Raw genomic sequence first — 12270 nt, 5'->3', positions numbered from 1 at the left:
AGCGATAAGGCTTCATTAAGTAATATATTAAACGACATACTAACCTAAGCTTGCCTATACGAGACAGATGACAATGACGACAGTCACCTCTTCTTTATCCGACGATCAGCGTGCTATTTTAGCGCTGTGGTACGAGGTGAACGCGTCGTTATCTGCTTATCAAAAACTCATTACCTCTTTTGGTTATCCGCAGCTTGCTTGGCAAGCTAAAGTAGAAGCGTGGCGGCAGTTGGGTATTCATCATACCCATCTAAAACGTCATGAACAGCCAGAGCAAACACTCGCTAATATCGAGAAAATTCACCAAGCATTGATAGAGGGACGCTATGGTTTGTTATTTGCTGATGATTCCGACTATCCTGCCCAACTCTCACAAATATACGATCCACCACCCTTATTATTTTATCGTGGCAATAGCGCGCGCCTACATCAGGCACAAATCGCTATAGTAGGTAGTCGAAAACCCACTGCACATGCGCAAAAAATTACTTTCGATATGGCGCAGTACTTAGCGCAAGCAGGTTACATCATCACTAGCGGTCTAGCTATGGGTGTGGATAAACGTGCGCATTTAGGTGCACTAGCACAGACAGACTCTGACTATCAGGGACGGACAGTTGGGGTAATGGGTACGGGAATCGATGTAAACTATCCTAATCATAGGGATCAGTTGTTTACTAAAGTTATCGAGCAAGGTGGCTGCATCATCAGTGAGTTACTACCGCATACTCAGCCGCATAAACATACGTTTCCGCGTCGCAATCGTCTGGTAGCTGGGCTGAGTCTCGCAACCATTGTGACGGAAGCGACGATCAAAAGTGGCTCGCTTATCACTGCACGTCTAACGTCTGAGCAAGGTAAGCAGGTCTTTGCCATTCCCAGTCATATTGATAATAGTAATGCAGAGGGTTGCCATCATTTGATACGTGAAGGCGCGACTTTAGTTTATCATCCTCAGCAAGTACTAGAAGACGTCTATGGTCAGCTTGACTATAATCAAGGCGCTTATAGAGCAGCGAACGCGACCAACTCCAATAATTACTCGAACATTACTCAAACTTCTGATGCGCTTGAGACAAAAGTAAAAGCTAACTTAATCCAGCCCACTGGCCAGCAACCATCCTCTGAGATAAAGCCTGCTCGTAGCACAGTCGTTGTACCTGAGCATTTAGCTATAATCTATGAGCAGCTTGATTGGCATGGGCAGGATTTAGATGCGCTTGTTAGTGTAACCAAGCTTGCACCACCGCAGTTGATTGGTCAGCTGATGGAGCTTGAGCTAATGGGTCTCATCAGCGAACAGGGCGGACGATATTTACGCGTTTAAAAGACTGAAAACATTCCTTATTAGACAGTGGCATAGATAGTCTTAGTTATAGACTCTCCTAGATAATATCTTTCTTGTGGTATTATTAGAATTTACTTCTATGAACCGTTTAAGTCATGAGCCAACCTACACCTCTTATCACTGATTCTACTATCCAAGCTGCTAAATGGCTTAAAGACGGACAGCTTCTCGCGTATCCCACAGAAAGCGTTTGGGGTATCGGCTGTGACCCTTATGATCAAGTGGCTGTTCAACGTATATTGGATATCAAAAAACGTCCACAAGCTAAAGGCATGATAGTCGTTACTGATAGTGTATCTCGCTTGGCGTCTTTGCTCGCATCTTTAGACGATACTCAGCGCCAGCAGGTTATTGATAGTTGGCAGACAGATGATAGTGAAGGTGAGCTGCGAAATGACCAAGCACATACTTGGTTATTACCAATTCCTCAGCAGCTTGCTGACACTATACCCACTTGGATTACGGGTCAGCATCAGACTATCGCTGTTCGAGTTATCTCGCATCCTATAATCCGTCAGCTTTGCCAGCAGGTAGTTAGTAAACAGAACCCGTTTGGTCTGTTAGTTTCTACAAGCTGCAACCCATCAGGTCAAACACCTGCTAGCACCTTTAAAGCCGCCTATGCTTATTTCGAAGATGAAATTGGTTACTTGCAAGGTGATACGTTGGGTTATACCTTACCTAGCCAGATTCGTGATGCAACGACAGGTTTCGTCGTTCGATAGCTTTCGCTATAAAATTTCTTAAACTTCTCAAATACGATTACTTGTCATACAAAGTGATAGGTATTGCTGCGCCTTATTCATTTGAGCATTCATAAATCAAATATTTTCTAATTTGACTATTTCTCTCCACACACCTTTACCAAAAGTATGTAAAAGTCGTTTTGATAAAAACCACAAAAAAGTAGACGATGGTTACAACAGGCTAGTCTTTGTTGAACGATGAGCAATTCAACAATAAGTCATAGCGGCTATATTTGATGTATATAGGGAGTAGGGTATGAATATTTTAATTAGTGGCGGTTCAGGGTTTTTGGGAAGTGCATTCAGTCGAGAACTAATGGCACGGTATCGCGCGCAAAATAAAAACGTGACGATTACTTGGTTAACTCGTGATGCAAGCCAAGCACATCCCGATGATATCAATATGATGACTTATGACGAGCTTGCGACGTCTGATATGAGCTTTGATGTCATACTGAATTTAGCAGGTGCTGGGATTGCTGACTCTCGTTGGAGCGATGAGCGAAAAGAAGAGTTGATGGCGAGCCGTATCAAGCCTACTCAGTCGATATTGGATTTTATCGCACGTGCTAGCACAAAACCTAATTTGCTAGTGAGCGGTTCAGCAATCGGTTGGTATGGTACACAGGGCGACAAGCCACTGACTGAAAACAGCGACTATAAGACGGATTTTGCCCATACATTATGTGATGAATGGGAGCGCTTGGCACTCAAAGCGACTGATTATGATGTGCCTGTGGCTATTGTCAGAACAGGTGTGGTGATTCACCCTGAGGGTGGTATGGTGGCTAAATTACTGCTGCCGTTTAAATTTGGCGTCGGCGGACAGTTGGGTGATGGACAACAGATGATGAGTTGGATTAGCCGTGAGGACTGGGTCAGTGCAGTTATCTTTATTATCGAGCAGCACCTGAAATCTGCAAGCAAAACAGATATCAATCACATCAATAGTTTAACCCAAGACAACACATCTATTAGTGAAAATACCTTTGAAACTGAAAATAGTGCAGGAAATGATACGACTGCAGTCGTATATAATCTGACCGCTCCAAACCCTGTGACTAACCATACTTTTACCAAAGCACTTGGATCTTGGTTACAGCGTCCTACATTTTTTACTTTACCAGAGTTTATGCTCAAACTGATGTTTGGGGAAATGTCGACATTACTTATCGATGGGCAAAAGGTGCTACCACAAGCGCTATTAGATGCAGGTTATTCGTTCAAACATTCGACACTGCAGCAAGCATTAGAAGATCAGAAATAGGTATATGTCAATTGTTTCATGTGAAACATTAATACTCATTTTTCGATAACCGCTTATTGAACCGTATTTGTGTCTGAGGGCAGTCCATGCGTTATGCGTTTTTCTTCACTATCTTTTTGCTATTACAGTTGTTTAGTTTGGGTACAGTATTAAGCATACAATGGTGGCTCCAGCCTTGGATGACTTCCACATTACAGACAACGATATGGGCTAGTATATTTATTATTACTAATGGTCTACTAGTATTGAGCATAAAAAGAGTATTTGCTAACAGTTATCGCTGGGTTAGTGGTTGGATGCTAGTCATGCATTTTATGATACTGACGGCATTAGCAGTGAGTCTACTCTACGGAGGGTATCTGCTAGTAATTGCTTCATTAGATAGTATGTTGTACCAACCTAATGAAATGGCTATAGGGCTAAGAGTACTAGCGCTATTCCTATTGTTAGCACTATTCAGCTACTCCTTATATAGCGCCTATTCTCCTGTCGTGCGCAAACTGTCTATCAAGATAGATAAACCTTTGGCAAAGCCACTACGTATTGCAGTCGCTAGTGACTTGCATATAGGACGATTATTTGGTGTGAAAGCTATAGATAGATTGCATCAACTTATGGTTCGTTCTGGTGCAGATATGCTACTGATGCCAGGAGATATCATGGATGATAATACAGATGCGTTTAATGACTATCATATGGAGCGGAATTTATCAGAATTGTGCAGTAGTCTGCCACGTGGTGTCTATGCAACGTTGGGCAATCATGACTTATATGGCCATGAGCGGCCTATTAGCGAAGCGCTACAAAATGCAGGTGTACAACTATTGAACGATGAGGTGCTCTGTATCGAGCATGAAGGTCAACCGGTATGGTTGGTTGGCCGTTTTGATAATCATAAACGTCAACGTGTAGCGACTACTAATCTACTTGCGCAAGTAGATACGTCGCAGCCAGTGATATTGTTAGACCATAGACCGAGCGATATAGATAATCACAGTCAATTACCTATAGATTTACAAGTCTCAGGACATACTCACAACGGTCAAGTATTCCCTGCTAACTTCATCGTCAATGCTATCAATCGATTGGGTTATGGCTATGAGCAGATTGGTAAAGGACACTTTGTTGTGTCTTCTGGTTATGGTTTTTGGGGTATTCCTTTTCGGCTAGGGTCGCGTTCAGAGATTTGGTTAATTACGCTCTCTGGCAGTACGAATTAGCTAGATGTAAAACCAGCAGTTAGGTAGCTAGCAGTTTATGCAGCTAACCGCGATTGTGTACCGATAATCTCACGTACAAAGTTACTAAAACTGTGAATGATATTGTTTGTCTCCTGTCCAAGACCTTGGTGAATGCTCATCAAATGAATAAAGCCATGCGGTGCGCCCAGTACCGTATGTGTCTCCACAGCAACGCCATAGCCCTCCAATTGCTTTGCATAAGCAAAAGCCTCGTCACGCAATACATCAAGCTCAGAAGCCACAATGTAAGTTGGGCAAACTTTACTATTATCGCCCAGCATAGGTGAGTTCAATACGTGTAGGCGAGGCAGCAGGCTATTCTCCAAACAAGCAGCATCAAATACTGCTACATCAGCATGGTCTAACAGCAGTCCTTCGCCATATATCTCCCAACTTGGATAATCTGTCTCAATATCAGTGACTGGGTATAAAGGCATTTGAGCTAAGGGGCTGGGTAGTTTCTTTAATAAACTGTACGTCTTCTGTTCATCTATACCTAGATCTGTCCATGCACTTTTGCTCGGCGCTGTCAGTTGCTGCGCCATGAGAGTAGATAGTCCACCCCCTGCGCTATCACCTGCTAAGACGATACGAGAAGGTAATGCGTCTAATTTATCGCAGTGTTCAACCAACCAAGCATATGCGGTGATGCAGTCTTTTAGTGCTGCTGGAGCAGGACATTCAGGTGCTAAGCGGTAATCGACACTAACGACAGACCAACCAGTCTGCTCACAGACTGTATGGCAGAATTCATGATGCGTATCAACGTCACCAATACAGAAACCGCCACCATGAAAGAATAGCATCACCGTTTCGTCAGGGTTATGGATACGTTTTCTTCTGAAACCAGACTTTTTACCACCTGCTTTGTAACAACGAAGCGTCATACCGCCATCATCAGCATTGGCAATCACCTCGTTTTTCCAGCTAACAGATGAGTCACTTCTTTTGGTAAAGGGCGTTATATTACTTAGCATATTGCTATTGGTTTGCTGCCATACCTTAGGTGATTGCATGGCTACCGCATCAGCAGTAAATTTCTCACGTAATTCTGGCATTGACATAAGTTCTAACGGTATTTTGAGGTAGTTGTTTACTGCAAGGATAAGGCGCAGATGAGCATTAGCATGTAGGTATTGTTTTGAGTTGGGACCTTTCAGGTAACCAATCATGCCCTCTAATATAGGATCTGGTAGGTAGCCTAGACCCTTCATTGCATAATGCAATGTATGCTGCTGGTAATTTGTCACAGGGTTATAGGTGAGTATTTTCTCTTTAACGCTTAGACGTTTTTCTAACCAGTCAAATAACTTTTCATCTTGGTTCGACGGCTTTTTTGACGCTAATTGCAATGTCATCAACGCTTTATTCAGTAAAGTATTGATAGATAAATTTCTTGAATTAGGCATGACAGCTCTCATAAATGATTTTTAGCGTGCATTCGAGTGTAGGCGATACTATTTATGGTAATAATAAGATAGTTAACAAAGCAACAGCGTGTCTTTTGGTAATAGCTTGATTAGTAAGCGTAAAGCACTTGGAATAAATAGCCGCTTTTTGTTCTTTTTGCGAGCGAATATTGAGGTTTATTGGCATAGAAGCAAAATCTTAAATTTACGTTCAAGATAATACTTCACTAATATTTGTCTTAAATGGTAAAAAATCCTTTGCTTTAGGCTTGAAATTTGTCTTCATCACCTTTATCAAGCAGCTATTAGAGCGTATTAAAAAAACAATGAGTCAGAATTATCGAGCATTTAATAATGGCATAGTATGATCCAGCAATTATTCGGTCTACTATGCCGTATCTTAATCTTCATTATTGAAATTCCAAGGAGCTATCATGAGCGAGCAAAACCCGAACCACGAAAATCTTGACCAGAATGTGGCACATGAAAATATTGATCAGAATGACAGTATCTTAGAAGAAACCATGAAAGAATTTGATCCACAGAATAATTCAGGTGAAGAAGCGACTATCGAAAACGAAATCAACCTTGATATTTTCAAAGCACGTATTGCCGAGCTAGAAGGCGAAGTAAAGCAAGCTAAAGAAGGTACTGCACGCGCTAATGCTGAAGCTTATAATGCGCAAAAACGCATGGAACAAGAAGCGGATAAGAGCAAAAAATTTGCGCTACAGAAGTTTGCTAAAGAATTGTTAGACATCGTTGATAATTTAGAGCGTGCTATCGAAAACGCTGATGCCAATGATCCAGTTGCTGAAGGTGTTCAATTGACGCACAAAGCGTTGGTAGCAGTATTGACCAAGCACGGCGTAGAAGTGGTCGACCCACAAGGCGAAAAATTCAACGCTGACTTCCATGAAGCCGTTGGTATTGACCCAGAAGCTGAAGCCGATACGGTTGGTACGGTCTTACAAAAAGGCTATAGCCTAAACGGTCGTCTACTGCGTCCAGCTATGGTTCGTGTTGGTCAGTAATATTTTTAGGGCTAAACCCTACTAATATGAAGGCTTTTCACAAAAAATCACATGAAACACCGTTTTTGCGTGATTATCGCCTTGAAAAATACAACGGGTAAACCGATATATAGCAACAAGTGACCGACTACGGTCTGGATAAATAAGTATTTATTGTTAAAAACAAATTAGGAGCAATTGATTATGGGTAAAGTAATTGGTATTGATTTAGGTACTACTAACTCGTGTGTAGCAGTAATGGAAGGTGACAAAGTTAAAGTCATCGAAAACGCTGAAGGTACCCGTACAACACCATCAATCGTCGCTTATAAAGATGACGAAACACTTGTTGGTCAGTCAGCTAAGCGTCAAGCAGTAACCAACCCAAGCAACACATTGTTTGCGATCAAGCGTTTGATCGGTCGTCGTTTTGATGACAAAGTTGTACAAAAAGATATCGGCATGGTTCCTTACAAAATCGCTAAAGCAGACAACGGCGATGCATGGGTAGAAATCAACGGCAAAAAGCTTGCGCCACCACAGGTTTCTGCTGAAATTTTGAAGAAAATGAAAAAGACAGCAGAAGACTATCTTGGTGAAAGCGTAACTGAAGCAGTTGTAACGGTACCTGCTTACTTCAATGATTCACAGCGTCAAGCAACTAAGGATGCTGGTAAAATCGCTGGTCTTGATGTAAAACGTATTATCAATGAGCCAACTGCTGCTGCACTTGCTTATGGTATGGACAAGAAGCAAGGCGATAGCACGGTTGCTGTATATGACTTAGGTGGTGGTACTTTCGATATCTCAATCATCGAAATCGCAGATGTAGACGGCGAGCAACAGTTTGAAGTACTAGCGACTAACGGCGATACTTTCCTAGGTGGTGAAGACTTTGATTCAGCGTTGATTGACTTCTTAGTTGCTGAGTTCAAAAAAGAGCAAGATGTGAACCTAAAAGGTGACTCTCTTGCAATGCAGCGTCTAAAAGAAGCGGCTGAAAAAGCGAAGATTGAGCTATCAAGTGCACAAAGTACAGAAGTGAACTTGCCATACATCACTGCTGATAGCAGTGGTCCTAAGCATTTGGTTGTGACTATCAGCCGCTCAAAACTTGAGAGCTTAACTGAAGACCTAGTACAGCGTACTATGGGTCCTTGTAAGACTGCACTTGAAGATGCTGGTCTAAAAATTGGCGATATCGATGACGTTATCTTAGTGGGTGGTCAGACTCGTATGCCACTAGTACAGCAAAAAGTACAAGACTTCTTCGGTCAAGAGCCACGCAAAGACGTGAACCCTGATGAAGCAGTTGCAGCTGGTGCAGCGATTCAAGGTGCCGTATTATCTGGCGACAAAACTGACGTATTGCTACTTGATGTAACGCCATTGACGCTAGGCATCGAAACGATGGGTGGTGTTATGACGCCAGTTATCGAGAAAAATACCATGATTCCTACTAAGAAATCACAGGTATTCTCAACTGCTGAAGACAACCAGCCAGCAGTAACGATTCAGGTATATCAAGGTGAGCGTAAAATCGCTAACCAAAACAAAATGCTTGGTCGTTTTGACTTGACGGATATTCCACCAGCACCACGTGGCCTACCGCAAATCGAAGTATCTTTTGACATCAACGCTGATGGCATCATGAATATTTCTGCAACAGATAAAGGTACTGGTAAAGCACAAAGTATCCAGATCAAAGCAGATTCTGGTTTGTCGGACGAAGAAGTCGAACAAATGGTACAAGATGCAGAAGCTAACGCTGCTGAAGATGAGAAGTTCGCTAACCTAGCGCAAGTTCGTAACGAAGCAGATGGTCGTATTCATGCTGTACAAAAAGCACTAAAAGAAGCAGAAGATAAAGTAACTGATGAAGAAAAATCAACAGTAGAATCTGCTGTCACTGAGCTTGAAGCAGCAGCGAAAGAAGATGACCATGATGAAATCAAAGCTAAGCTTGAAGCATTAGACAATGCATTCTTGCCAATCAGCCAAAAAATCTACGCTGATAGTGGCGCTGGTGCAGAAGGTATGGACCCAAGCCAGTTCCAACAAGGTGCTGAGGGTGCAGCTGATAACAACCAAGCAGATGACGACGTCGTTGATGCTGAGTTTACTGAAGTAGACGAAGACAAAAAATAATACGGCTACTAACTGGTTAAATTAAAAAACGCATCCTTCGGGGTGCGTTTTTTTATGGCTGTTTTTCCTGTTTGCTATTATTTCTACTAGCTATTTTTTTATTAATTAAGAGGCGTGCTTATGATTTAAACGCACTCACTGTGAGCACTTCATAAGTTAAATTAACCACGAGCTTTCCTGTTTCGTCCTCTTCTGAAAAATGTTGCCAATAGTCTGATTCAAACTGCCGTAGACGCGATTTTGTCCATATAAAGGTCTGGGTATTATCTGCTTTCACTTGTGTCTGATTAGTTGATACGCCAGTCAGTTTCATATGTTTTAGGATAGCGTAAGGAGTGGGAAATGGTAAATCAAAACGCTGAGTTGAGAGTTTGATATTCTCAAAACATGCATCAACCAATGTAGATTGCCACTTGTCGATATCTGGATAGTAGAGTCCTTGACCTGTTAGTGCTTTAATTTGCAAAAAGTTATTTGGGGTAAAGGTACTGAATACCAGTTGACCTCCCGTTCGTAGACGGCTTGCTGACTGCGTGACGAAACTCAATGGATCATCAAACCACTGCACTGCATTGGCACTGATAATCAAACTATGATTTTCCTTTAAGTCTATGGTCTCAGCATCACCAATGACGATGCCAGCAGTTGGCAATATGGATTGCAATGTAGCAGCTTGCTCACTACATAACTCATTAATGACCCAGTATGGGCTTTGTATATGCTCAGCGAGTAGTCGTGTCATTTGACCTGTGCCGGCACCCACTTCTAATACACTGTCTTGTTCGGTCTGAGTAATATTAGTAAGTAAGGACTGACAGACCTTCTGCTGAATATTGGCATGTTGGTCATAGTCACCAGCACTCGCAAAGTGGCGAGCAATGGTCTGTTTTCTAACACTGAGGTCGTTAGAGGTGTCGAGTGTTGTCATAGGCTTTATGATATCCAAGTGAGCCAGTTATCTATCAATAGTAGAAATAATGTTTGCGTTAAACGAGACGCTACAGCTGCTGTATTAATCGCTCGTAGTCTTCATTAGTCAAGTTGGCATTCATAACTAAGCGAATGCGAGCAGTATTTGCAGGTACAGTAGGTGGCCTGATAGGGAGCGCGTAAAATCCAGCAGCTTGCAACTGTTGTGCTTTGGCAAGCGTACTTGCGTTATCGCCTAACATATAAGGCACGATAGGCGATGCGTAGTGTACCTCTTGCAAAGAGGGTAACACACGGTGCTGTGGATCAATGGCTTGACTAAGTGTAGTAGACAACTGTGCTAGATGCGCACGTTCGTCAGTTAAGGTCGGCATTTTTGCTAATATAAATCGTGTCCAAGCATGATTTATTGGAGGGAGTGCAGTACTAAAAATCAGTGGACGCATGGCATTGATCAGCCATTGTTTGACAACTTCGTCACACATTATATAAGCACCTATTGAAGCAAATGCTTTACCAAAAGTGCCCACTAAATAATCAATACCAGCCAAGGTATGCGTTTCTTCCGCCAATCCTAGACCTGTATTGCCAAGCACTCCAATAGCATGAGCTTCATCAATATACAGCTCAATACGATCATCTTTGGCTTTTAGTTGTACGAGTTGAGGCAAGTCAGCACGGTCACCATCCATACTAAAGACACTCTCGGTGACAATAATGATGCGTTCAACCGTCTCGTCTGCTTGTTCAATGAGTTTTGCCAAGTGCTCATAATCGTTATGACGGTAACGACGATAGGCGACAAGCTTGTTTTGGCTTAGACGCATCCCATCAATAATACTGGCATGAACTAGCTTGTCAGCCAAAATAAGTGTCTTGACTGGCAAAGCTGTCAATGCTGGCAAGATACCTAGGTTGGCATGGTAGCCACTGTTCAAAACCAACACAGATTTTGAGTCGGTTAAATTCTGTTTTTCTCTTGCACTTTGATACCAGTGTTGCAGTTCCTCTTCTAAGGCTTGTAACTGTATATCATTGCCTGTAAGTAGGCGTGAGGAGGTGGCACTCATTTTGGGAGTATGTGTAGCAGGTAACTGTCCTACTTGAGCAAGGAACTCAGCTTGCAACTCAGCATCACCACCCAAACCAAGATAGTCGTTACTCGCGATATTAAGTAGAGCTTTGCCTTTGCTAATCACGTAACGTCCATTATGTTGCAAGTCTGGTAGTTGACGATACTGTTGCTTGGTTTTTAGATCGCCAAGTGCGGTTTGCAAACGCTCAGTAATAGAATTTTGCATTTTTTCTCTCTAATTATTGTTACAACGGTCGTATTTAGCTGACTTGCCTAGTAAGAAAACTGTGAAATGAGTACGGATTATTGCATAAATTGGGTGGATGTAACAAAAGGTTTCATATCTAAGCCTTTGTAACCCACACGATGATAAACGCTTTCAAATCTTAACTCTCGTACCATTAAACACTGACAGAGTGTCTGAAATAGTTTGTTACTATGTATCCATCGTTAGCAGACAAGGCGATAGGGCCACAAGGCCAATATAAATAAATAACTTGTTTGTCCAAATTTCTTTCAAGGAGCTAATTATGAAAACTCTACAAAAAACAATACTTGCACTAGCAACTGGTTCTTTATTGACTGTAGGTGCACAAGCTGCCGTTGGTTATGGTAATGGCTATACAGGTCAACCGTACGTTGGTGCTAAAGTTGGTCAATTCGATCTAGATGTCGATGGTGCTGATGACCCAACTGCATATGGTGTAACTGCTGGTTATAACTTTGATCCTAACTTCGGTATCGAAGCTGAGTATGTAGGTTCAGATGATGCTGACTATAGAGGCGGCGACATTGATGCTAAATCGTATGGCGCTTATGGTACTTACCGTTACGCATTCCCAAACAGCGGTCTATATGCTAAAGGTAAGTTAGGTGTTGCAAAAACTGAAATCGAAGCTGACGATACCAACTTTGCTGGTGCCTCTGATTTCTCAGATGATGATACCAACATTGCTGGTGGTGTAGGTCTAGGTTACGCAGTAAACTCTGACTTCAGTGTAGAAGCTGAATATGACATGCTAGGTGATGATGTAGATCTTATGACTGTTGGCGCACAGCTAAAATTCTAATTTTTTAGAAAAAAAATAATTAG

Annotated in this window: 10 protein-coding genes; 7 read left to right on the top strand and 3 right to left on the bottom strand. The window is 42.2% G+C overall.

The window, feature by feature from the left end; all coding sequences use genetic code 11:
• The first annotated feature begins 73 nt into the window (after positions 1-73).
• From dprA to ACT3QQ_RS09550, 4 genes are all read left to right on the top strand, one after another.
• On the top strand, positions 74-1327 hold the full coding sequence (dprA, locus tag ACT3QQ_RS09565; RefSeq protein WP_444527852.1) for a DNA-processing protein DprA: 1254 nt from the start codon (positions 74-76) through the stop codon (positions 1325-1327).
• Positions 1328-1443: 116 nt separating this feature from the next.
• Positions 1444-2073: an L-threonylcarbamoyladenylate synthase gene (locus ACT3QQ_RS09560; RefSeq protein ID WP_444527829.1), complete on the top strand. Its 630-nt coding sequence runs from the start codon at positions 1444-1446 to the stop codon at positions 2071-2073.
• A 277-nt stretch (positions 2074-2350) separates the two neighbouring features.
• Positions 2351-3361, top strand: coding sequence for a TIGR01777 family oxidoreductase (locus ACT3QQ_RS09555; protein WP_444527828.1), 1011 nt, complete (start codon positions 2351-2353; stop codon positions 3359-3361).
• Positions 3362-3447: 86 nt separating this feature from the next.
• Positions 3448-4581, top strand: coding sequence for a metallophosphoesterase (locus ACT3QQ_RS09550; RefSeq protein ID WP_444520065.1), 1134 nt, complete (start codon positions 3448-3450; stop codon positions 4579-4581).
• 35 nt (positions 4582-4616) lie between these two features.
• On the opposite strand, the gene ACT3QQ_RS09545 is transcribed toward ACT3QQ_RS09550, so the two are convergent.
• Positions 4617-6011, bottom strand: a complete 1395-nt coding sequence (locus ACT3QQ_RS09545) for an alpha/beta hydrolase (protein ID WP_444527827.1) — start codon at positions 6009-6011, stop codon at positions 4617-4619.
• A 434-nt stretch (positions 6012-6445) separates the two neighbouring features.
• Here ACT3QQ_RS09545 and grpE point away from each other — a divergent pair, with 434 nt between their 5' ends.
• On the top strand, positions 6446-7045 hold the full coding sequence (gene grpE, locus ACT3QQ_RS09540; RefSeq protein ID WP_444527826.1) for a nucleotide exchange factor GrpE: 600 nt from the start codon (positions 6446-6448) through the stop codon (positions 7043-7045).
• A 183-nt stretch (positions 7046-7228) separates the two neighbouring features.
• Entirely contained in the window at positions 7229-9172 is a 1944-nt protein-coding gene (gene dnaK, locus ACT3QQ_RS09535) for a molecular chaperone DnaK (RefSeq protein ID WP_444520068.1), read from the top strand.
• Between the two features lie 118 nt (positions 9173-9290).
• Here dnaK and ACT3QQ_RS09530 read toward each other — a convergent pair whose 3' ends face one another.
• Positions 9291-10100 carry a methyltransferase domain-containing protein gene (locus ACT3QQ_RS09530; protein ID WP_444527825.1) on the bottom strand — a complete coding sequence of 270 codons (810 nt, stop codon included), beginning with the start codon at positions 10098-10100 and terminating at the stop codon, positions 9291-9293.
• Positions 10101-10170: 70 nt separating this feature from the next.
• Positions 10171-11403 (bottom strand): 8-amino-7-oxononanoate synthase, encoded by a 1233-nt coding sequence (locus tag ACT3QQ_RS09525; protein WP_444527824.1) that lies wholly within the window; start codon positions 11401-11403, stop codon positions 10171-10173.
• Between the two features lie 304 nt (positions 11404-11707).
• Here ACT3QQ_RS09525 and ACT3QQ_RS09520 point away from each other — a divergent pair, with 304 nt between their 5' ends.
• Positions 11708-12247, top strand: coding sequence for a porin family protein (locus ACT3QQ_RS09520; protein WP_444527823.1), 540 nt, complete (start codon positions 11708-11710; stop codon positions 12245-12247).
• Positions 12248-12270: the final 23 nt, after the last annotated feature.

The organism is Psychrobacter sp. AOP7-A1-24 (genome assembly GCF_052376235.1).
Taxonomy (GTDB): domain Bacteria; phylum Pseudomonadota; class Gammaproteobacteria; order Pseudomonadales; family Moraxellaceae; genus Psychrobacter.
This window is presented reverse-complemented; position numbering and strand designations above follow the sequence as displayed.